General features: G+C 55.5%; 11 protein-coding genes. All 11 read left to right on the top strand.

The window, feature by feature from the left end:
- Nucleotides 1-243 precede the first annotated feature (243 nt).
- A complete protein-coding gene (rodZ, locus tag J4614_RS18115; protein ID WP_001090885.1) occupies nt 244-1,248 on the top strand; it encodes a cytoskeleton protein RodZ in 1,005 nt (334 codons plus the stop codon).
- A 26-nt stretch (nt 1,249-1,274) separates the two neighbouring features.
- Complete coding sequence (ispG, locus tag J4614_RS18110; RefSeq protein WP_000551832.1) at nt 1,275-2,393, top strand: flavodoxin-dependent (E)-4-hydroxy-3-methylbut-2-enyl-diphosphate synthase; 1,119 nt, start codon at nt 1,275-1,277, stop codon at nt 2,391-2,393.
- Nucleotides 2,394-2,503: 110 nt separating this feature from the next.
- On the top strand, nt 2,504-3,778 hold the full coding sequence (hisS, locus tag J4614_RS18105) for a histidine--tRNA ligase (RefSeq protein ID WP_001107141.1): 1,275 nt from the start codon (nt 2,504-2,506) through the stop codon (nt 3,776-3,778).
- Nucleotides 3,779-3,791: 13 nt separating this feature from the next.
- Nucleotides 3,792-4,412: a YfgM family protein gene (locus J4614_RS18100; protein ID WP_000409190.1), complete on the top strand. Its 621-nt coding sequence runs from the start codon at nt 3,792-3,794 to the stop codon at nt 4,410-4,412.
- A 10-nt stretch (nt 4,413-4,422) separates the two neighbouring features.
- Nucleotides 4,423-5,601 (top strand): outer membrane protein assembly factor BamB, encoded by a 1,179-nt coding sequence (bamB, locus tag J4614_RS18095; RefSeq protein ID WP_001177071.1) that lies wholly within the window; start codon nt 4,423-4,425, stop codon nt 5,599-5,601.
- Between the two features lie 116 nt (nt 5,602-5,717).
- Nucleotides 5,718-7,190, top strand: coding sequence for a ribosome biogenesis GTPase Der (der, locus tag J4614_RS18090; RefSeq protein ID WP_000249411.1), 1,473 nt, complete (start codon nt 5,718-5,720; stop codon nt 7,188-7,190).
- Between the two features lie 88 nt (nt 7,191-7,278).
- Nucleotides 7,279-7,500 (top strand): zinc ribbon domain-containing protein, encoded by a 222-nt coding sequence (locus tag J4614_RS18085; RefSeq protein WP_000406472.1) that lies wholly within the window; start codon nt 7,279-7,281, stop codon nt 7,498-7,500.
- 346 nt (nt 7,501-7,846) lie between these two features.
- Nucleotides 7,847-10,039: an intimin-like inverse autotransporter SinH gene (gene sinH, locus J4614_RS18080; RefSeq protein WP_058343906.1), complete on the top strand. Its 2,193-nt coding sequence runs from the start codon at nt 7,847-7,849 to the stop codon at nt 10,037-10,039.
- A 57-nt stretch (nt 10,040-10,096) separates the two neighbouring features.
- Nucleotides 10,097-11,065, top strand: a complete 969-nt coding sequence (locus J4614_RS18075; protein ID WP_001630290.1) for a SinI family autotransporter-associated protein — start codon at nt 10,097-10,099, stop codon at nt 11,063-11,065.
- 119 nt (nt 11,066-11,184) lie between these two features.
- Nucleotides 11,185-16,788: a DUF823/DUF824 repeat adhesin RatA gene (gene ratA, locus J4614_RS18070; RefSeq protein ID WP_208293272.1), complete on the top strand. Its 5,604-nt coding sequence runs from the start codon at nt 11,185-11,187 to the stop codon at nt 16,786-16,788.
- Nucleotides 16,789-16,913: 125 nt separating this feature from the next.
- Nucleotides 16,914-24,224, top strand: coding sequence for a DUF823/DUF824 repeat adhesin RatB (gene ratB, locus J4614_RS18065; protein ID WP_208293271.1), 7,311 nt, complete (start codon nt 16,914-16,916; stop codon nt 24,222-24,224).
- The last annotated feature ends 88 nt before the right edge of the window (nt 24,225-24,312 follow it).

Below are 24,312 nucleotides of genomic sequence, written 5' to 3'. Positions count from 1 at the left end.
GAATAATGTCTGGCGTTGTACTTGTCTGGTCAATAATAACGGTGCGTTTTTGTCGACTTTAAGGCAGTATGTAACGGTGCAACAAGAGTTTAGCCTTGTGTCTTACGCGGTTTTGTCATCTGCGGCCTGACAGGCTTATACTGTCTGACTAAGGTTAACTAACCTGATGTTTCGCGGTGTGGGCGGGCATTACGGCTCGTCGGCGCCTGAATCCTAATTTACACGTACCTGTAGCTGTAGCGAATGAATACTGAAGCCACGCACGACCAAAATGAAGCACAAACCACCGGCGTTCGTCTGCGCAATGCCCGTGAACAACTCGGACTCAGCCAGCAGGCTGTCGCTGAGCGACTTTGCCTGAAGGTTTCTACGGTACGCGATATTGAAGAAGATAAGGCGCCGTCCGATCTTGCTTCAACCTTCCTGCGCGGATATATCCGCTCATATGCGCGTCTGGTGCATGTTCCAGAAGAGGAACTGCTGCCGGGGCTGGAAAAACAGGCCCCGCTGCGCGCCGCCAAAGTCGCTCCGATGCAGAGTTTCTCATTAGGAAAGCGTCGCAAAAAACGCGACGGCTGGTTAATGTCTTTTACCTGGCTGGTACTGTTTGTGGTCGTAGGGCTGACCGGCGCCTGGTGGTGGCAGAACCATAAGGCGCAGCAGGAAGAGATCACGACAATGGCCGATCAAAGCACGGCTGAACTGAACGCAGATAAAGACAGCGGCCAAAATGTACCGCTGGACACCCGTGACGCGACAAGCCAGGATACGACGCCAGCGCAAACGGCTCCGGCTCCTGCGACGCCGGTTGATTCGACAGCGGCGACGCAAACGCCAGCGCCAACGGCAACGGCAACGCAAAATACGGTAGTCGCGCCTTCGCAGGCGAATGTCGATACGGCTGCGACATCTGCCGCGCCAGCGGCAACGGAAACGCCGTCCGCGCTGCCGACCAGTCAGGCTGGCGTAGCGGCGCCTGCTGCCGATCCGAACGCGCTGGTGATGAATTTTACCGCTGACTGCTGGCTCGAAGTCACTGACGCCACGGGTAAGAAGCTGTTTAGCGGTATGCAGCGTAAAGATGGTAATTTAAACCTAACAGGTCAGGCGCCTTATAAACTTAAAATTGGCGCACCGGCCGCGGTGCAGATCCAGTATCAAGGAAAACCTGTCGATCTGAGCCGCTTTATCAGAACTAATCAGGTTGCGCGTCTGACCCTTAATGCCGAACCGACACCGGCGCAGTAACAGACGGGTAACGCGGGAGATTTTTCATGCATAACCAGGCTCCGATTCAACGTAGAAAATCGACACGTATTTACGTTGGTAATGTGCCGATTGGCGATGGCGCCCCCATCACCGTCCAGTCGATGACTAACACGCGTACCACTGACGTGGAAGCGACGGTTAATCAGATCAAAGCGCTGGAACGCGTTGGCGCAGATATTGTTCGTGTTTCTGTACCGACCATGGACGCCGCCGAAGCGTTCAAGCTTATCAAACAGCAGGTTAACGTCCCGCTGGTTGCCGATATTCACTTCGACTACCGCATTGCGCTGAAAGTAGCGGAATACGGCGTTGACTGCTTGCGTATCAACCCCGGCAATATCGGTAACGAAGAGCGCATTCGTATGGTGGTGGACTGCGCGCGCGACAAAAACATCCCTATTCGTATCGGCGTAAATGCCGGATCGCTGGAAAAAGATCTGCAGGAAAAATACGGTGAGCCGACGCCGCAGGCGCTGCTGGAATCAGCCATGCGCCATGTCGATCATCTCGATCGTCTCAACTTTGATCAGTTCAAAGTGAGCGTAAAAGCGTCCGATGTATTCCTTGCCGTTGAGTCTTATCGTTTGTTGGCTAAACAGATCGATCAGCCGCTGCATCTGGGGATCACCGAAGCGGGCGGCGCGCGTAGCGGGGCAGTCAAGTCGGCGATCGGTTTAGGTCTGCTGTTATCGGAAGGCATCGGCGACACGCTGCGCGTATCGTTGGCGGCCGACCCGGTGGAAGAGATCAAAGTCGGTTTCGATATTTTGAAGTCGCTGCGCATTCGCGCGCGCGGCATCAATTTCATCGCCTGCCCGACCTGTTCTCGCCAGGAGTTCGACGTTATCGGCACGGTGAACGCGCTGGAGCAGCGTCTGGAAGATATCATCACCCCGATGGACGTCTCGATCATCGGTTGCGTAGTGAACGGGCCTGGCGAAGCGCTGGTATCGACGCTGGGCGTGACGGGCGGCAATAAAAAAAGCGGCCTGTATGAAGACGGCGTGCGTAAAGACAGACTCGACAACGACGATATGATCGCGCAGCTTGAATCCCGTATTCGCGCGAAAGCAAGTCAACTTGATGAAGCGCGTCGGATTGACGTGCTGCAGGTTGAAAAATAAGAACGTGATGGGAAGCGGCGCGCTTCCCGTGTATGATTGAACCCGCATGGCTCCCGGTTCGTTCGGGGAAGCGCTGAGGGTTCATTTTTATATTCAGAAAGAGAATAAACGTGGCAAAAAACATTCAAGCCATTCGCGGCATGAACGATTATCTGCCTGGCGAAACCGCCATCTGGCAGCGCATTGAAGGCACACTCAAAAACGTGCTCGGCAGCTACGGTTACAGTGAAATCCGCTTGCCGATTGTAGAGCAGACCCCGTTATTCAAACGCGCGATCGGTGAAGTTACTGACGTGGTTGAAAAAGAGATGTACACCTTTGAGGATCGCAACGGCGATAGCCTGACATTGCGCCCTGAAGGTACGGCGGGCTGTGTACGCGCCGGCATCGAACATGGTCTCCTGTACAATCAGGAACAGCGTTTGTGGTATATCGGCCCGATGTTCCGTCATGAGCGTCCGCAAAAAGGTCGCTACCGTCAGTTCCATCAGCTAGGCGCCGAAGTCTTCGGCTTACAAGGCCCGGATATTGACGCGGAGCTGATTATGCTGACCGCCCGCTGGTGGCGCGCGCTGGGCATCGCTGAACACGTTAGCCTGGAGCTGAACTCTATTGGTTCGTTAGAGGCGCGTGCGAACTATCGCGATGCGCTGGTCGCGTTCCTCGAACAGCATCAAGAGACGCTGGACGAAGACTGCAAACGCCGCATGTATACCAATCCGCTGCGCGTGCTGGATTCAAAAAATCCGGACGTGCAGGCGCTGCTCAACGACGCGCCCGCTCTCGGCGACTATCTCGATGACGATTCACGCGAGCACTTTGCCGGCCTGTGTAAATTGCTGGACGCGGCGGGGATTGCCTACACCGTCAACCAGCGTCTGGTACGCGGTCTGGATTACTACAACCGCACCGTATTTGAATGGGTAACAAACAGTCTGGGGTCACAAGGCACCGTCTGTGCGGGTGGTCGTTATGACGGTCTGGTGGAACAACTGGGCGGTCGCGCTACCCCGGCAGTGGGCTTTGCGATGGGCCTGGAACGACTTGTTTTGTTAGTTCAGGCAGTTAATCCGGAATTTATTGCCTCTCCTGTTGTCGATATATACCTGGTGGCTGCCGGCGCACAAACGCAGTCTGCGGCAATGACGCTGGCGGAGCGGCTGCGCGATGAAATGCCAGGCGTGAAGCTAATGACAAACCACGGCGGCGGCAACTTTAAGAAACAGTTTGCCCGCGCCGATAAGTGGGGCGCCCGTATTGCACTGGTTCTTGGCGAATCTGAAGTCGCCGATGGGACTGTTGTAGTGAAGGATTTGCGCTCCGGTGAGCAAACGGCAGTGGCGCAGGACAGCGTCGCCGCGCATTTGCGCACTTTATTGGGCTAAGGAGAAGGACAGCGTGGAAATTTACGAGAACGAACACGACCAGGTGGATGCGATTAAACGCTTCTTTGCCGAAAACGGCAAAGCGCTGGCTGTCGGAGTGATTTTAGGGGTTGGCGCGCTGGTTGGCTGGCGTTACTGGAGCAGCCATCAGACGGAGTCCGCGCGTGCTGCTTCTCTGGCGTATCAAAATGCGGTGACGGCGGTAAGCGCCGATAAGCCGGATAGCATTCCGGCCGCTGAAAAATTCGCGGCTGAGAATAAAAATACCTATGGTGCGCTGGCGTCTATGGAACTGGCGCAGCAGTTTGTGGATAAGAATGAACTTAAAAAAGCCGAAGCCCAGTTGCAGCAGGGGTTGGCGGCCACCAGCGATGAAAATCTCAAAGCGGTGATTAATCTGCGTCTCGCTCGCGTTCAGTTACAGCTTAAGCAAGCTGATGCCGCGCTGAAAACTCTGGATGCCGTTAAAGGCGAAGGATGGACGGCCATTGTCGCGGATTTGCGCGGCGAAGCGTTGCTGAGTAAGGGTGATAAAAAAGGCGCGCGCAGCGCATGGGAAGCGGGCGTCAATAGCGATGCTTCTCCGGCGTTGAGCGAAATGATGCAGATGAAAATCAATAATTTGTCCATCTGAGAGGGACCCGATGCAATTGCGTAAATTACTTCTGCCAGGGTTGCTTTCCGTTACCCTGCTCAGCGGCTGTTCACTGTTTAGCGGCGAAGAAGATGTCGTCAAGATGTCTCCATTACCGCAAGTTGAAAACCAGTTTACCCCGACCACTGTCTGGAGCACCTCTGTCGGTAACGGAATTGGCGAATTTTATTCTAACCTTCATCCGGTAATGGCAGATAACGTGGTCTATGCAGCCGATCGCGCGGGCGTGGTAAAAGCGCTCAATGCGGATGATGGCAAAGAGATCTGGTCTGTGAATCTGGGCGAGAAAGACGGCTGGTTCTCTCGTTCGTCCGCGCTGTTGTCCGGCGGCGTCACGGTCGCGGGCGGTCACGTCTATATCGGCAGTGAAAAGGCCGAGGTTTATGCGCTGAATACCAGCGACGGTACCACAGCATGGCAGACGAAGGTCGCAGGCGAAGCGTTGTCTCGCCCGGTTGTCAGTGATGGAATCGTCCTTATCCATACCAGCAACGGTCAGTTGCAGGCGCTAAATCAGGCGGATGGCGCCATTAAATGGACGGTGAACCTGGATATGCCTTCGCTATCACTGCGCGGCGAATCTGCGCCGGCAACCGCGTTCGGCGCGGCTATCGTTGGTGGTGATAATGGCCGCGTCAGCGCCGTGTTGATGCAACAAGGGCAGATGATTTGGCAACAGCGTATCTCCCAGGCCACTGGCCCAACGGAAATTGACCGTCTGAGCGACGTTGATACCACGCCGGTTGTGGTAAACGGCGTCGTTTACGCGTTGGCGTATAATGGTAACTTAACGGCGCTGGATCTGCGCAGTGGTCAGATTATGTGGAAACGCGAGCTGGGTTCGGTCAATGACTTTATCGTCGACGGCGACCGTATCTACCTGGTCGATCAGAACGATCGCGTGCTGGCGCTGACCACTGACGGCGGCGTAACGCTGTGGACGCAAAGCGATCTGCTGCACCGTTTGCTGACCTCCCCGGTACTGTATAATGGTGATTTAGTCGTCGGCGATAGCGAAGGTTATCTGCACTGGATTGATGTTGATGACGGGCGTTTTGTGGCCCAACAAAAAGTAGACAGTTCCGGTTTTCTGACCGAACCGACGGTGGCGGATGGTAAACTGCTCATCCAGGCCAAAGACGGTACGGTCTACGCGATTACGCGTTAATCGTCACGGTTGTGCGTTTTAAAAAACGGCTCCTGGTGTAGGGGCCGTTTTCCTGTTTTTAACAATGGCGCAAAATGCGCGCGTTGTCTGATGATTTTTTTAATGAGGCTTTAAACATGGTACCTGTGGTCGCGCTTGTCGGGCGCCCTAACGTCGGAAAATCCACGCTATTTAACCGTCTGACCCGCACCCGAGATGCGCTGGTTGCGGATTTCCCGGGTCTGACTCGTGACCGTAAGTACGGTCGTGCGGAGGTTGAAGGCCGCGAGTTTATCTGTATCGACACCGGCGGTATTGACGGCACCGAAGATGGCGTCGAAACGCGGATGGCGGAACAGTCGCTGCTGGCGATTGAAGAAGCGGATGTGGTGTTATTCATGGTAGATGCGCGCGCTGGCCTGATGCCGGCGGATGAAGCGATTGCCAAACATCTGCGTTCCCGTGAAAAACCGACCTTCCTGGTGGCGAATAAAACGGATGGTCTCGATCCCGATCAGGCGGTTGTCGATTTTTACTCGCTGGGATTAGGCGAAATTTACCCTATCGCCGCCTCACATGGTCGCGGCGTATTGAGCCTGCTGGAACATGTGCTTCTGCCGTGGATGGATGATGTCGCGCCGCAGGAAGAGGTGGATGAAGACGCGGAATACTGGGCGCAGTTCGAGGCGGAACAAAATGGCGAAGAAGCGCCGGAAGATGATTTTGACCCGCAAAGCCTGCCGATAAAGCTGGCGATTGTTGGTCGCCCGAACGTAGGTAAGTCCACACTCACTAACCGTATTCTCGGCGAAGAGCGCGTGGTGGTATACGACATGCCGGGCACCACTCGCGACAGCATTTATATCCCGATGGAACGCGACGAACGGGAATATGTGCTGATTGACACGGCGGGGGTGCGTAAGCGCGGAAAAATCACCGATGCGGTAGAAAAGTTCTCGGTGATTAAAACGTTGCAGGCGATTGAAGACGCTAACGTCGTACTATTGGTTATCGATGCGCGCGAGGGGATCTCCGACCAGGATTTGTCTCTGCTGGGCTTTATCCTCAATAGTGGGCGCTCACTCGTTATCGTAGTCAACAAATGGGATGGCCTGAGCCAGGAAGTCAAAGAGCAGGTGAAAGAGACGCTGGATTTCCGTCTGGGCTTTATTGATTTTGCCCGTGTTCATTTTATCTCTGCGCTACACGGCAGCGGCGTCGGCAACCTGTTTGAGTCCGTACGCGAGGCTTACGACAGTTCCACTCGCCGGGTGAGCACTGCGATGCTGACCCGTATCATGACGATGGCGGTTGAAGATCATCAGCCGCCGCTGGTGCGCGGTCGCCGTGTGAAACTGAAATATGCCCACGCTGGCGGCTATAACCCGCCGATTGTGGTTATTCACGGCAACCAGGTAAAAGATCTGCCAGACTCCTATAAGCGCTATCTGATGAACTACTTCCGCAAGTCGTTGGAAGTGATGGGGACGCCGATTCGCATTCAGTTTAAAGAAGGGGAGAACCCGTATGCGAACAAGCGTAACACACTGACGCCAACGCAAATGCGCAAACGTAAGCGTCTGATGAAACATATCAAGAAAAGCAAGTAATGCTTTTTCAGTAATATTCCAGGCCTGACAAGCGCTGCGCTATCAGGCCTTTCAAGTAAAAGTGAGTCACGCGCCTGAGGAGAATGTTATGGAAATAACCTGCCCCGTTTGCCATCACGCGCTGGAGCGCAATGGCGATACAGCGCATTGCGAGACATGCGCTAATGATTTCTCGTTACAGGCAATTTGTCCTGACTGCCGCCAGCCATTACAGGTTTTGAAAGCCTGCGGCGCAGTGGACTATTTTTGCCAGAACGGTCATGGTTTAATTTCAAAAAAACGGGTTAACTTCGTCATTTCCGATCAATAAAATCGCTGTCGACGTTGCGCCGCAGAGCAGAGGCGCCGACGTCTTATCCGGCTAAGGACAAAAGCGTTATTCGATACTCCCGTAATATCAGCATCGTATCCTGCCCGGTAGCTATTTTATTCTTTTTATTTATTCAACTATTTATAGGGAATATTATTTCCGAAAATTAATATTAGAAATAAATAATAGCTTTCTTTTTTATTTATTATATCAATATTATAAATCTGTTTCATATTAAACTTTTCTTTTTAGGAATATATTTAGGTCTGTTAGTTATGATTCCATCTGAATCATCCATATAATATCTTTTCATAGCGGCGTGTTTATTTAACGACAGGGATATCATATGGTGCGAAGGATTCGCATTCTGGTTTTGCTATTAGTGTCTGGAGTATCAGTTGCGGTTTCCGGCGCAGATAACTCTGTATCTGCAAATGATGAAAGCCACTCCTCCCTGCCTGATTTAGCCAGCGAATCCGCGAAAAAAGAAGAACAGGAAAATAAAGGAAAGACCTTTAAAGAACAGGGCGCTAACTACTTTATTAATTCCGCCACCCAGGGCTTTGATAATCTCACTCCGGAAGCGCTGGAATCCCAGGCGCGCGGTTATATTCAAGGGCAAGTCACGTCTTCTGCGCAATCCTATCTCGAAGGTATGCTTTCGCCTTATGGTAAAGTGCGCACCAGTTTATCTATTGGCGAAGGCGGCGATCTGGACGGCAGTTCGCTGGATTATTTTATTCCCTGGTATGATAACCAGAGCACGCTTTTCTTTAGCCAGATTTCGGCTCAGCGTAAGGAAGACCGCACCATTGGTAACGTTGGGCTTGGCGTTCGCCAGAACGTCGGCAACTGGCTGCTTGGCGGCAACGCATTCTATGACTACGATTTTACGCGCGGTCACCGTCGATTAGGCCTGGGAACCGAAGCCTGGACGGATTACCTGAAATTCTCCGGCAACTATTACCATCCTCTTTCTGACTGGAAAGATTCCAAAGATTTCGACTTTTATGAAGAACGACCCGCGCGCGGCTGGGATATCCGCATGGAAAGCTGGCTGCCGTTTTATCCGCAGCTTGGCGCTAAATTAGTTTATGAACAGTACTACGGCGATGAAGTGGCGCTGTTTGGCACCGATAACCTGCAAAAAGATCCTCATGCCGTTACCGTCGGACTAAATTACACGCCGGTACCGCTGGTCACGGTTGGTACGGATTACAAAGCCGGTACTGGCGATAGTAACGATTTTAGCGTTAACGCGACTGTGAACTACCAGATAGGCACGCCGCTGGCGGCGCAGCTCGATCCAGAAAACGTTAAAATTCAGCACTCCTTAATGGGCAGCCGCACCGATTTTGTCGATCGTAACAATTTCATCGTTCTCGAATATCGCGAGAAAGATCCGCTGGACGTTACGTTGTGGCTGAAGGCCGACGCCACCAACGAACACCCGGAATGCGTGATTGAAGATACGCCTGAGGCCGCGGTGGGTCTGGAAAAATGCAAATGGACTGTCAACGCGCTGATTAACCACCATTACAAAATTATTTCTGCTTCCTGGCAGGCGAAAAACAACGCCGCCCGTACGCTGGTGATGCCGGTAGTAAAAGCTAATGCGTTAACCGAAGGTAACAACAACCGCTGGAATCTGGTGCTTCCTGCCTGGGTTAACGCCGATACCGAAGAGCAGCGCACCGCCCTGAACACCTGGAAAGTACGCATGACGCTGGAAGACGAAAAGGGCAATAAGCAGAACTCCGGCGTGGTTGAAATCACCGTCCAGCAGGATCGCAAAATTGAACTGATCGTCGACAACATTGCCGATACCGATCGCAGCGATCACAGCCATGAAGCCAGCGCGCTGGCCGATGGCGAAGACGGCGTGGTGATGGATCTCCTGATCACCGATTCCTTTGGCGACGCCACGGATCGCAATGGTAACGAACTGGTGGACGATGCCATGACGCCCGTGTTGTACGACAGCAATGATAAAAAAGTCACCCTGGCCCAGACGCCCTGCACTACGGAAACCCCCTGCGTGTTTATTGCCAGCCGTGACAAAGAAGCGGGGACGGTGACGCTTTCCAGCACCCTGCCGGGCACTTTCCGCTGGAAGGCGAAAGCAGACGCCTATGGCGACAGTAACTACGTTGATGTCACTTTTATCGGCGACAACCTGAGCGCGCTGAATGCGGTGATTTATCAGGTCAAAGCCGCCAACCCTGTCAACCTTATCGGCAAAGAAGATAAGCACCCTACGGTCAATAATACCTACCGTTTCCTGCTGTGGCGCGACAAGAATAAAGACAATGTTTTTCAGATGTCCGAGCAGCTCACGGAAGAAGAGATGGCGCTGTACGACTACCAGTGGGAGTTTACCGGGCAGAGTACAAACGGACATACCGGCGCGCTGGCCAACACCATGAATGAAGATCTTGTCCTGCCAGTAACCAATAAAGAGGCGGCGCAGAAGTTTGCCGCCAATGAGGAAGATGGCGTTCAGGGTTACGGTATACGCGTTACGTATAGCCAGAAATAGCGTCAGCGTTGTGGCTGACCAGCCAGCCGCTGAATTTTGAGAAAAAGGAGAGTCTGAATGCAAGCAACAGTAAAACGGCGGCTGACGAAGGTCGCTTTAGCATTAGTAGTTGCCGGGTATTGCGCCGCGCCAGCGGTGGCGGCAAACGGTAATCTGAAATCGGGGCAGTGGCAGATTGTCTCTGAACAGACGGGCACCATTCAGGGTTCGGTGCCGTGGATTACCCGTGCAGCGGATAAAACCGCGGATACCGACAAAGATCACGTGACGGTAACTATCGATCGCGGTGAACGTAAAATTGTGACCGAAGGCGATAAGCAGTTCCACGTTGGCGATAAGGTCACGGTGAACTGGGCGATTGGCGATACGGAAGGCGACCTGGATACCGACAACGCCGCCACGAAATTGACGGTACAGTGGATGAGATACAGCGACCAGAATGGTAGCAATCCCGAAGAGATTGGCACCAAAGGTAGCGATACCTATGAAATTCAGGCGGGTGACGCCGACCACTATATCGGTATCAAAATCACGCCAACCACCACCACCGGTGATCCTGCCGTGGCAGCTGAACTGCTGTTGAAAGACCTGTCGACCGATGCGGGCGGTGGTGCGGATGGTGACGATATTCCGGAAGGTCCGGTGGTGGATGAAAACGTCCATGTGGTTATCTACGAGTCTGGCTCAACCACCAACCTGCTGGGTACCTCTACTCCGCTCAAAACCAACACAACTTATAAAGTTCTGTTGTGGAAAGATAAAGAGGGTGGTACGGCAGGTAAATACGATACCGGTGAAGAGGTTACCAGCCAGTACGACTACCGTTGGAAATTCGTTGGCACCAGCGCAATTGCAGGTACTGGTACCGGCGGTATCGTTAACGAAAGCTGGAACGATAAAGACCTTGTCATCCCTGCCACCAACGCTGAAGCGAAAACGGCGTTCGAGGGAGCAGACGGCGGCGTTACCGTGGGTAGCGACGGTGTCCAGGGCTTTGGTTTGTCCATCGACTACAGACGCAAATAAGTTGTCCTCAACATACCACTCCCCGCGGGGAGTGGTATTTTCCGCGCACTTTGCTTAGCTGCACGCTAAGCAAAGTGGGTTGAATCACGACAGAGAATGAAAACGGGTGGCTATCGCTCATGAACAGGAATCGGCAAGTGAATAAAGTGGTACATTTCTTACTGACATTACTGATCATGTTTGCAGTGTCGATCGCGCCTGCGCAGGCGCTATTGAAGGGCGGGACCTGGCAAGAGCTGAACTCGACGACCGGCGCGGTTAACGGCACCGCGCCGCTGGCCGACGGTGCCACTATTCCCCTGTATCAGGGAAGTATGCTGCTTGACCCTACCAAGACCTATGATATTGAGTTTACCGCCATGCCGCGCGATTTTAGCGCTGATGCCTCCTCAACCTCGATGCGTGCGGTCAACTCCACCGATACGGAAGGCGATCTCTTTACCGATCCGCCCTCCATCGCCTGGGAAAATCAAGAACCGCCGACCATGAGTCTGGTATGGGCCGATGCCGCCACGCCGGATACGCCGCTCTCGCCGCAGCCGATTCTTAACCAGACCTTTTGCGCCCAAAACCTCGCCGGGCGGCAACTGGTGGCCTGGGCGCAGGTGGAAGATGAAACGAACGTTCCCGCGCTGTGGCTCTATACCCGTACCGGGGTGCCGAACAATGCGGTCATTCCGCTACTTAGCCCGAAAGTGACGCTGAATATCAAACCGGCGGTGAGCGATCCTGTTTCTGTGAGCGGCGATCATATTGACGCCAACTTTGCAGCCTCGAAAGTCAAAGCGGGGGAGAGCATTACCCTCACTGTCTCCACCAAAGCCTGTAATGGCGACGTGGCGCCGAATGCTGCCTTCGTGATCCGTCGCGAGGATGCAATAAATCGCCAGGGCGTGGTCAATAACGCTAACCCGGTGCGCGTTGGCGATACCGAGTTAACGACTACGCAAACAGAATATCACGGTGTAACGGACGGGCAGGGCAACGCCACGGTGGTGGTGACGCAAGAGCAAGGTCCGGGGGTAAAAACACGACTCATCGTCTCTTCGCAAAGCTATCCCACGCTGACCGACAATGTCGACGTCATTTTCACTACCATCACCAGTCCTGACAGTGATAAGGCCAACATGTACGGTCATATGCTTGAGAACGCCACGGCGACGCTGAACGGTACGACCTACACTTTCACCCGCCCGAAACTGGCGGCGGAAACCAGCGGAAATGGCGGCACCGTTGTGGACACCAACGAAACCTGGGCGCAGTTTACCTGGAGTGGCGCGGATAACCATTGCGACATTCTGCCGGATGCCGAACAACTGGTGGCGCTAAGGCATGAGCATAGTGCGTTGGCAACGTACACCGGCTGGCCGGTGACGGGCGATGCGGAATACTGGTCGTCAACCAAAGATCAGATAAACGACTACCACGCTGCCGTGCATATGAACAGCGCGTCGGTCGTCAGGGCCGCCAACAGCGACACGCTACTGGTCAGTTGTGTGGATAAGGCCCAGCCTGCGGCGCATCCGCAGATAACGCTCTCTCCAGAGGGGCCGTATAAAGCACAGGTGGGGGAATCGATTGATTTAGTGATGACCGTTGTGGATCGCGACACGCAAAAGCCGCTGCCTTATCGCTATATGGAGCTGTTCATTGACCCTGCGAAAAACCGCAAAGGAGAGCATCAGGACGCGTGGGATAACCAACGGGTTACAATCAACACCGAAGATATGCGCGCCTCGTCGCCGGAACACTATACCGGTGTGACCGACGCCAACGGCCAGGTACACCTGACGTTAAAACACGACAGCGGCCTGGGCGTAGAAACGCCCATCCGCATCGTGATGCCGGATGATGAAGGCGGCAGCATCGAGTTGCCCTTTAGCGTAATTTTCACCGTGATAACCAGCCCGGATGTGGACGGCGCCAACATGTGGGGCCATATGCAGGGCGTGGTGGACGCGGGCAACCTGTATAGACGCCCGCTGCTGGCGGTGGAAACCAGCCACAAAGACGGTCAGTTCAGCGAAAACAACGAAGAGTGGGCGACGTTTAATTCAGTGGAAAAAGCCACCGCGCAGTGCGGCATCGGCCAGGTGCCGGATCAGTCATCGCTGACGCATTTATACAGCGAACATGCTGGCGGCAAGATGGAAAGCGAACACGGCTGGCCAACCGAAGACTATTACATCGCCGCGGACAGCGACGCTTCGGGAACGGCGCACGTCAACCTTGAAAACGGCGATAGCGGTAAATTTACCAATCAACCGAATTACCTGACCTGCTCGGCCAACGAAATGGTGGCGGTGCTGGACGTCTACTTCAACGATGACCCGGCGACCAAAAACAGCGATGCGGTTGCCAAAGTGGGTGAGCAGATTAAGCTGAACATTCATTCGCGCAACGCCCTCAACGGCATGGCGATCGCCTATACCGACTTCACCGTCACCATAGCGAACGGCAAACGGCGCGACGGGTTGACGACCGGTTTTACCGACACCAGCAATGGTCAGATGCTGTTTGATGACGTGGGCTACCTTGCCGGGCAGGCTTATCATGGGATCACCGACGCCAACGGCGATGCGACCATTATCCTCACCCAGCCGAAGGGAGTAGGGCTGCTGACGCCGTTAAGCATTGCGCCCGTCGATTCATTAATCAGCACGCCCGTTTCCCGCAGCGTGAAGTTTACCGTCGCCACCAGCCCGGATACGCCAAAAGCCAAAATGTGGGGCCATATGGCTGATACCATCACCGTCGGCGATCTGACCTTTGAGCGGCCTAAGCTGGCGGATGAAGTGACGCCGGAACGTACTCAGGCTGAGGCTAACGAAACCTGGGCGCGCGTTCTGCATCCTGACGCGGCGGGCAACCCGGATAAGGGCGGCTGCGCGGCGAACCGCCTGCCGCGCATCGATCAGCTTGAGGCGTTGTACAACGCCAACAGCGACGGCGTGATGAAAAGCACCCAGGGCTGGCCGACGCTGCTTAACTACTGGTCTTCGACCTTCCAGAGCGCTACCACGTGGAAACTGATCTCGCTGTTTAGCGGCAGTGAATTCGCCAACGCCAACGTCTCCATTTACGCCAGCTGTCTGGCCAGCGATAACCCGGCGGCGGCCTCGATTACCATTGAACCGGTGGATGCGTCGCAGTGGTACGATGGCAGCGGCGTTCACGCGGTCAAAGCGAAAAAAGGCGACACGATGCAACTGAAGGTGACGGTGAAGGACGCCAGCGGCAACCCGATCCCGGAAGCGCCGTTTGTGCTCACCCGCGGCGACGGTTACGATCGCAGGGGCGAGAAGTACACCGCCAGTGAGGGCAACGATCAGCAAGGCATCGTCACGCCCGTGGTGATCGATGGCGAATCCCTGGCCTGGACCACCACCAAAATGGGGATGCTGACCGGCGCTGACGGCACCCGCATCATCAGCGTTACCCGCCCGGACACACACGGCACCCGAACGGCCATTATCGCCGCGCTGTATGAAAATGCCGCCGTGAGCGCCAGCATTGACACCATCTTTACCGTCATCACCAGCCCGGATGTCGACGTTGCCCGCATGTGGGGGCATATGTTGCCGTCGCTCACGGCGGCGGATGGCGCGGAGTATCAGCGTCCACAGCTCTACGCTGAATTAGCCAATCAGGCAAGTGCCGCGCAATATACCGAAGACAACGAAATCTGGGCGGGGCTTTATGGGCCAGACAGTTCAAAAACCGACCCCGCTGTTAACTGCGCTGCGGGCTATTTCCCTTCCGTCGAGGCGCTGGATTCGCTCTACAGCAAATACCCAAACCGCACGATAAAAACCGCCCAGGGCTGGCCGATCAACCGTTCTTACTGGAGCGGTTCCAGTTCCGGGTCGTTAACCGGCGGAAAGCCCCGATCCTATTACATTGTCGATCTGGATGATGATTCGCGCCGGGGCGTCGTTAATGACGGTGTGAACGACAGGCAATACCAAATTTGCGCAACGACGCCGAAGACGCAGGCTACGCAAATTACGCTCACCTCCACGCTGGCGACGGATGACACTATTCAGGCGGTGAAGGCTAAAAACAGTGAGTCGATCCCACTGCTCGTCACCACCACCGATGCGGCGGGTAATCCGGTGCCTTATACGACGTTTTCGCTTAAGCGCGACGCCGGGACGCCGCGTAAAGCTGACTACCCGTTTACCAACAGCTACACCATGACGATGACGCCGTCTGGTGGCGCGACGCAAGAGTTTGCCTACAGTTCATCGGTTCTTTATGGGGCGACCGGGGCGAACGGTACGTTGGCCCTTTCGCTTGACGAACCTGGCGGAGTCGGGGTGAAAAGCGTGGTGACTGCCAGCCTGTATGATACGCCGACAGTAACCTCGTCGCTGCCGGCAGTGTTTACCGTCATCACCAGCCCGAACAGCGACAAGGCCAATATGTACGGCCATATGCCGGAAACCTTCACCGCCAGCAACGGCGCGGAGTTTATGCGCCCGCTGCTGTATGGCGAACTCTCATCGCAGAATCATACGTCGAGTTACTTCGAAACCAATGAAACCTGGTTTACGGTGAATAATTTTAATACCGGGAATTATGGCGCGTGCCCGATAAATCAGATGGCCACGCAGGATGATCTCCAGTCGCTGTACCGCGATCACCCCAAAGGTAAGATCACGACCGACATTGGATTACCCATCAAGAAAAAATGGTGGGCAGGCGACAGCCTGGTAAAAAATCAATCCATTTACTGGCAATTTACCGATCTCAATACGGGTAATGGCGGCACCACGTTGGAAACTCCGGGGAATTTCTATTACCAGCTCTGTCTGACGGAACCGCGACAGATGAAGATTGCGTTATCTACGGACGTGTGGAACGCGGATAAATCGGCGGCGGTGGCGAAAACAGGCGAGGCGATACCGATGACGGTAACGGTGACTAACGGCGCCGGGCAGCCGCAGGCGGGGGCGACGGTTATGCTGACGCGTGATTACTCTTATTCGCGTGGCACGGTGGATAGCAAATACATTCAGGCCGGTGTGATTGGCGAGCCGGTTGCGTCCAAAGGCGCGTTATCAGACATGACCCTGACGCCGGTATCGCCTGCGGGTGCGGCAGTGGTGTTTAATAACCAGAGGGGAACCAGCACGAAATGGTATGGCGTCACCGGCGATGACGGTAAGTTGCGGTTCACGTTAAACCAGGATAAATCGCTGGGTTTGAGAACATCCATCACGGCGACGCTTTCGGAGCTGGCTGGCGAGACGGCGAGCGTCGATGCGATCTTTACGGTACCAACCAGCCCGGATACGCCGTATGCGTCATACTGGGGCCATATGCCGGATACCGTTGAGGTTAACGGCGTTACGCTGCGCCGCCCATTCCTGAAAACAGAGATGTCCAAAATGCCGCCAGGCACCTGGCCGCTTAATAATGAAACCTGGGCGGCGAACTATATTGATTATGGTGAAACATCCATTCATGCTACGACATCGCTGCCTTATCTTTGCGGCTCGCTGGAAAACGCCGCGACGCTGGACGATCTGAAGGCGCTGAAGAACATCATTGGCGACCTGCACTGGCCTACGGCTGCGCCGGCGTCGTCGTATACATATGACTATGCATCGCAAACGATGGTTGGCGGTAAGTATTGCTCATTTAACGAAACGACCAATACGGAAAACTGTACGCTTTCAAGTCAAGGTTTTGCTTATGCCTCGTGCCGGGTGCAGTAGGTTGGGTGAGGCGCGCCCAACCTGAGTATCCCTTGCGGCTGGCGTTGTGCCGGTCGCGATGCATTTTTAATTCCTTGTATTAATGGAATGAGCTGCAACGAAATGGACTTTTCTCAGGTACGTCAGTGAAATCGAAAAAGTGTGTCGGTTTTTTATCCTGGTTGCTGTTATGCGCCTTTATTTTAACGCCTTTCTTCGCGCAGGCCGTGCGAAGCAGCGGCGCATGGCAGGAACTCACTGAGCAAACTGCGGCTATTAACGGTACTCCCCCTCAGGCCGATAGTGTGACGATCCCGGTCTATCAGGGCAGCGTTCAGTTGCGATCTGATGCGGCTAATTCTGTTGATTACTCCGCGAAACCCAGCCAGTTCAGCACCAGCGATGCCGGCAGCGCGCTGACCTTAACCAATCCGCACGATACTGAAGGCGATATTTTCGCCGATCCGCCGCTGGCCTGGCAGGCTGAACGCGCGCCCACCGTCACGCTGGTGTGGGCCGACGCCGCCACGCCGGATACGCCGCTGTCTCCGCAGCCATCGGCAAACCTGACGTTCTGTGAGCAAAATATGGCGGGCCGCCACCTGGTGGTCTGGCCGCAACTGGATACCTCAACCGCCGTACCGCCGCTGTGGCTGCTTACCCGCACCGGCGTGCCTTATGACAGCGCGGTAGAGATACTCAATCAAAAGATTGCGGTGGATATTGCTCCCGCCGTGGGCGACCCGGTTACTCTCGTCGCCGATCATCTGGACGAGTCGCTAAACGCCGCGAAGGTCAAAGCCGGTGAAAGCATCACGCTGACGGTGAATACCAAAGGCTGTAACGGCGAGCCTGCGGGCAATATCGCGTTCGTGATTACCCGCGGCGATGCGCTGAATCGCCAGGGCGTGGTGAACAATACCGCGCCGGTACGCGTCGGCAATACCGAACTAACCACCACCGCCACCGAATATCACGGCACCACCAATGCGGAAGGCGTGGCGACGGTGACCGTCACCCAGGCTAACGGTCCGGGGGTAAAAACCCCGCTGGTGGCGCACCCGTCAGGCGCGCCTGCGCTGAAAGCCGACGTGGACGTGATTTTTACCACCCTCACCAGCCCGGACAGCGGCAGCGCCAATATGTACGGCCATATGGCGGACAATTCCACCGCCACGGTGGACGGCGAAAGCTACACCTTTAGCCGCCCCAAACTGGCGGCGGAAACCGACGGCGAAGACCGCGCCGTCAGTATCAACAATGAAAGCTGGGCGCAGTTCAACTGGGCTAATGCGGATAAACACTGCGATATTCTGCCGGATGCGCGCCAACTGGAAGGGTTAAAAATTGAGCGCGGCGATTTATCCACCACCCTCGGCTGGCCGGTGGGGCTGACATCCGGAGATGAAGAGTACTGGTCCTCCTCCCAGGGATCGATCGCCGCCGACCATATCAGCATTGATATGCGTAGCCGCAGCCTTACGCAAATGCCGGACGCCACGCAATCGCTGGTAAGCTGCGTGGATAAAGCCTCGCCTGCGGTTACGCCGAAGTTAGTGATTAGCGCCGATAGTTTTGATTCAACGGTCAATGCCGCGAAAGTCGAGGTTGGCGATGAGATCAATATGAAGATCAGCGTGACCGACAGCGCCACCAACAAACCGCTGCCTTATCGCTACTTTAATGTCTATCTGGGCGACGAGCAGAATCGCCAGAATCAAAAGAACGCCGATATTGACGCGGCGCATCAGTGGTCGGATGAACCGGTCGTCATCACCAATCTGGAAGGCAGCGACGGTCACTATCACGGCGTCACCGACGCCAACGGCCAGTTCTCGCTGGCGCTGACCCAGGATCGGGGCGCGGGCGTGTTAACCCCGGTGCGCGTGGTGCTGTTCGACGGGACGGAAGCGACGCAGAACGTCATTTTTACCGTAGTCACCAGCCCGGACGTGGCGCAGGCGCGCATGTGGGGCCATATGCAGGGCGTGGTGGAGGCGGGCAATATCTACAAACGTCCGCTGCTGGCGGACGAAGCCGCGCAGGACACCGGCTCTGAATTTGAGAATAACGAATACTGGGCCACGTTTAACTCGGTAACGGCGGCGACAAACCAGTGCGGCGCGGGCCAGGTGCCGGGGCAACTGCTGCTGGATACGCTGTATGCGGCCCATTCCGGCAACGCGATGGAAACGACCTACGGCTGGCCGACGCAGAAACACAGCTATATCGCGGCGGATACCGATGGCTCCACCACCGCGCACGTCAACATGGCGACCGGCGCGGACAGCATGTTCAGCGGCGCTGAACCGAACTATCTTTCCTGTTCCGGCAACGAACTGGTGACCATCCTGAACGTTTACTTCGATGGCAACGAGTCGTTACGCAATGCGGTCGCCAAAGTGGGCGAACAGGTAACGATGAACGTGCACTCCGTCAACGCGCTGAACGGACTGACTGTGCCTAACGCCGCGTTTACCGTGACCATGTCGCATGGCAAAAATCGCGACAACGCGACGACCGGTTTTACCGATCCCAGCGACGGAACGTTGGTCATGGGGGGAACCTCGTTTGGCTCCTCCCAGGCGTCGATGACGTATCAGGGCATCACCGATGCCGAGGGGAACGCCACGCTGGTGATTGAACAGCCGCAGGGCGTCGGCTTGCTGACGCCGCTGACCGTACTGCCGCTCCACTCGCTGATCACCGCCCCCGTCAACCGCAGCGTGAAATTCACCGTACCCACCAGCCCCGACACGCCAAAAGCGCATATGTGGGGACATATGGCGGATACTATCACCGTGGACAATATGGAATTCCAGCGGCCAAAACTGGCGGCGGAAGCGACTGCCGCGACCAGGACCGAAGATCAGAATAACGAAACCTGGGCGCGCGTTACCCATGCCGATGCGCTGAACAACCCCAACGCCGGAGGCTGCGAGGTTAATCATCTGCCGCAAGATCACCAGCTTAGCGCACTCTATGCCGCGAACGATGGCAATAAAATTCACACCGTATCCGGCTGGCCGACGTCGTATAACTACTGGTCTTCCACCTTCGCCAGCGCCAGTTCGTGGCAGACGGTATCGCTGGCCTCCGGCGACAAAACCGCTTCCGGCGACGCTTCCGATTTTGTGAGTTGCCTGGTTGGCGTCAATCCCACGGCCGCCTCAATTACCATCGAACCGGTAGATACGTCGCTGTGGTATGACGTCGGCGGCGAGCACGCGGTGAAAGTGAAAAAAGGCGACACCCTTCAGCTCAAGGTGACGGCGAAAGACGCCAGCGGCAATCCGGTCCCGGATGCGCCGTTTGTGCTCAGTCGCGGCGACGGCTATACCCGCCAGGGGGAAAAACACATCGCCGGTAGCGGCGACGGCATCGTTTCTGCGGTGGTTATCGACGGTGAATCGCTCAACGATACCGCCACCAAAATCGGCGAACTGACCGGCGAGGACGGCAGCAAAATTATCAACGTCACCCGCCCGGATACCCACGGTACGAAGGTCGCGATTACGGCGGCGCTGTACGATAACGCCAGCGCGACGGCCAGTATCGACACCATTTTTACCGTGGTCACAAGCCCCGACAGCGATAAGGCTAAAATGTGGGGTCATATGCCGGAAACGGTAGCGGCGGCCAACGGCGAGGTATTTAAGCGCCCGCTGTTATCGGCTGAAATCGCCAGCGGTATTACCCACGGCAGCAATACGGAAAATAACGAAACCTGGGGCAGCGTGAATTTTGAGGTGGCGAAAGATGCCTGCGGCGCGGGATTTGTGCCCTCGCTTGCCGATCTCCAGTCGCTGTACGACACCTGGCCAGGCGGCGCCATGAATACCCAGCAGGGCTGGCCGCTGGACGGTAAAAACTACCAGGACAGCACCGCCGATTTAAGCAGGACGTCGGAAAACCGCTACGTTAAGTCGATTAATCTGCGCGACGGCGGCATCGGTTCGCTGCTGTGGGATGAAAAACTCTATTTTGTCTGCCTGCAAAACGCCCATCCGGTGGCGACGCAGATAACGCTGACTTCGCCGCAGTATAACGACAGCGATGGTTTCGCTAAAGCGAAGGTCGGCGAGACGATTCCGGTCACCATCACCACGCTGGATGCCCAGGGCAAGCCGGTGGCGGACACGCCGGTTATCTTTACGCGCGGCGACAGCATTGGGCGGGCGAATCAGGAGGTTAACGGTTCGCAGGCGGCAGCCATACAGATTAACCACAGCGACGCGCGCAACAGCGGCGTTGAGTATTACACCGCTACCGGCGCGGACGGTACGCTGACGCTGGATATCAGCCAGGACGGGGGCGCTGGCTTTAAAACGCCGCTGATGGCGTCGATAGAGCACAGCAACGCCACAACGACCGCGCCATTGCCGGTTATTTTCACCGTGGTTACCAGCCCGGACACCCCGAAGGCCAGCTACTGGGGCCATATGGCGGAAACGTTAACCGACAGCAGCGGCGTGGCGTACAAACGTCCGCTGCTGGCGAGCGAGTTCAGCGCTACGCCCGGCAAAACGCTGACCATCGCCAACGGCTACTACGACAAGGGCGAAACCTGGGGCATGATAACCGTCGATAAAGCCTGGAACGGCGTCAGCGGCGGCTGCGGGCGCGATTATCTGCCCAGCGTCAGCAACCTCCAGACGCTGTACAATACCTGGCCTGATAATGCCATGCGCAGCCGTAACGGCTGGCCGATGACCAGTTCGGGCAACAACAACGTCAGCCGCTACTGGTGGGCGGGGGATTACGTGATATCGTCAGACGGCGCGCAGTCGCTGTACGCAGCGGTCAACCTGTTTAACGACGGCAATGATGTCAAAACGACGACCAGCACCACGGCTTACTACATGCAGACCTGTCTTGTCTCGGCGCGCCGCGCCGCTGCCAGCCTGACGCTGACGCTGGCAGGCCAGGATGAAGCCACCGGAATCGCAAAGGCGAAGAAGGGCGAGCAGATTGCCGCCACCGTCACGGTGAAAGACGCCGCAGGCCAGCCGATGAAAAACGTGATGGTGAAAATCAGCCGGGGAACGTCGTACAATCGCGCCAATAGCGCCACATCGGCTTCAGGCGCCACAGACGATATTACGCTACGTAATGTGATGCCGTCCGGCCTTGCGACATCCCTGCTGGATACCTCCGCGAAATATCTGTACGTGGAAACTGATGAACTGGGTCAGGTGACATTTACCCTGGCTCAGGACAGTACCACAGGTTTAAAGACCACCATCAGCGCCGCCACGATGGACGGCAGCAACCTGACGGACAGTAAAGACGCTATCTTTACCGTAGTGACCAGCCCGGACAGCGATAAGGCCAAATACTGGGGCCATATGCCGGAAACCTTTACCAACAGTAAGGGGGTTGAATTTAAGCGACCGCTGCTGCGCGCTGAACTTTCTTCAACGGCGGACACGTCGGGTTATACGGAAAATAACGAGTCCTGGTATACCTGGAGCCGTTATCCGAATATGTATCAGGACACCGCCAGCCCGTGCGATCGGCTGGGGTTGCCGACGGTAAATGATTTACAGACGCTATATACCGATTATCCCAATGGCGCACTCACGACAACGCTTGGCCTACCAGTGGCATCAGGAAAATATTGGGGGGCGGGTAACTCAGTACCGGATGCCACGCACTCAGACAGTCAGTTCCAGTATGTCAGACTCAGCGATAATAATACGCTGACAACCAAAGCCAATACCGCCACGGCGCAGCTTTGTCTGGCAAAGCGCCGGGACTTGTCGATAGAACTCACCTCCAGCGCCATGGATGCGGATAAAGGCGCTCCAGTGGCGAAGAAGGGCGAGAGTCTGCCGTTGACCGTCACTGTGAGGGATGGTTCTGGCACGCCGCAGCCCAATACTGCTATCCGTTTGGGACGAACGCTTTCGATAGACCGGGCGGGTGTCGTTGATGGCAGTTCCGGCGGAGGCATGGTACTCACATCGGTTGCGCCGTCTACGGGCTCAATGACGTTTAACTGCACGGTATCTTCGTGCACAAGTTATTGGTATGGCATTACGGATGAGGATGGTAAAGCGCAACTCGAAGTGACGCAGGATGACTCCCGTGGCCTGAGAACACCGCTGCAGGCGATGCTTGTCGACGATCCGCTGACAGTTAGCGATATGGACGTCATTTTCACCGTCATTACCAGCCCGGACAGCGAGAAAGCCAAATACTGGGGACATATGCCGGAAACCGTGACTAACAGCGCGGGCGTGAAGTTCCGGCGTCCGCTACTGGCGGCGGAGATGACATCGAATAGCGGTACTTACCTGGTTAACAATGAAACATGGCCCTTAGTCACCGCAGCGAACACTGAAAAAGCGGGCGCAACCGGCTGTGATGTCGAATACCAGCCGTTGTCAGGCGATCTGCAAACGTTGTATGGCGACAATCCTGACGGCGCAATCGGTACAAACTACGGCTGGCCGGTGGCGGGGAACAAATTCTGGTGGGCGGCGGATCGTGCGCCGAATACCGGATATTACCAATTTATAAACCTGAATAGCGGCGATAAAGGCACCGCCAGTTCATCGACTGCCACCGGCGCTCAGGTGTGTCTGGTCGAGCCGCGTACTTCTACTCCTGCCAGTATTACGCTGACCTCGACGGCGATGGACGGCGCGAAAAACGCGGCGGTAGTGGAGAAGGGAAGCGCGATGCCGTTAACGGTGACGGTAAAAGATAGCAGCGGTAACCCGGTCGCCAACGTCGGTTTTACGTTGTCACGTGGCGATTCGAAAAATCGGGCAGGTACGGTGGTAACGGATGGCGACGTGGCAGCGGATGCCGGAGCAGACGATCTCATGCTTAAAGCGCTGACACCCGCAAGCGCCAGCCAAAGTATGACCACCACCGGGAGTATCTTTACCGGCACTACCGGCAGCGACGGTACGGCAACGTTTACGCTTAATCAGGATAAAAGCCTGGGGCTGAAAACGCCACTCACGGTGAAACTGACGGACAATACGACTCTGCACGCATCACTGGATGTGATTTTTATGGTACTTACCAGTCCGGATACGGATAAAGCGTTGTTCTGGGGAAATATGGCGGATACGACATCCGTTAACGGAAAAACGCTGCATCGTCCGTGGCTTCAGGCTGAGCTGCTGTCAGGCGTGACGCCAGTATTTACCAACGGAGTGCATACAAATAACGAGTACTGGGCGATGGCGCATACGGTGGACAACACTAAATGGGATATTGCCAAACAGTGCGGTAGCCTTAGCAAAGCACCGGATAATAACGACCTGTTGACGCTGTATCATTCCATTAGCTCGTTAGGCTGGCCGACGCAGGGCTATCCCTATTTATCTAAATCAACCTCGAGCGGCGGCATGTATTGCGGCGTGGATGAGAATACCAGGAATCAAAACTGCGCCATTAAGCCGGCAAGTTCAGCAGGTTATGCGACGTGCGTGGATTAACGTATTAAGCGTCTGGCACGAAAAAAATCTGCTTTTCATGTTCCATTGAGCTTCATGAAAAAGTAATCGACACATTCATTGAAAAGTA

The sequence above is a fragment of the Salmonella sp. 32031103-2018-00083-FB-01-SM-01 genome, from assembly GCF_017571995.1.
In the GTDB taxonomy this organism is placed as follows: domain Bacteria; phylum Pseudomonadota; class Gammaproteobacteria; order Enterobacterales; family Enterobacteriaceae; genus Salmonella; species Salmonella enterica.
The sequence above is the reverse complement of the archived record's forward strand: the minus strand, read 5'-3'. Positions and strand labels throughout refer to the sequence as shown.

What these genes read in the sequence shown, in the direction of transcription:
- ispG (WP_000551832.1), top strand. Translation starts at nt 1,275, where the DNA reads ATGCATAACCAGGCTCCGATTCAACGTAGAAAATCGACACGTATTTAC.
- bamB (WP_001177071.1), top strand. Translation starts at nt 4,423, where the DNA reads ATGCAATTGCGTAAATTACTTCTGCCAGGGTTGCTTTCCGTTACCCTG.
- ratA (WP_208293272.1), top strand. Translation starts at nt 11,185, where the DNA reads ATGAACAGGAATCGGCAAGTGAATAAAGTGGTACATTTCTTACTGACA.
- sinH (WP_058343906.1), top strand. Translation starts at nt 7,847, where the DNA reads ATGGTGCGAAGGATTCGCATTCTGGTTTTGCTATTAGTGTCTGGAGTA.
- der (WP_000249411.1), top strand. Translation starts at nt 5,718, where the DNA reads ATGGTACCTGTGGTCGCGCTTGTCGGGCGCCCTAACGTCGGAAAATCC.
- rodZ (WP_001090885.1), top strand. Translation starts at nt 244, where the DNA reads ATGAATACTGAAGCCACGCACGACCAAAATGAAGCACAAACCACCGGC.
- J4614_RS18075 (WP_001630290.1), top strand. Translation starts at nt 10,097, where the DNA reads ATGCAAGCAACAGTAAAACGGCGGCTGACGAAGGTCGCTTTAGCATTA.
- J4614_RS18085 (WP_000406472.1), top strand. Translation starts at nt 7,279, where the DNA reads ATGGAAATAACCTGCCCCGTTTGCCATCACGCGCTGGAGCGCAATGGC.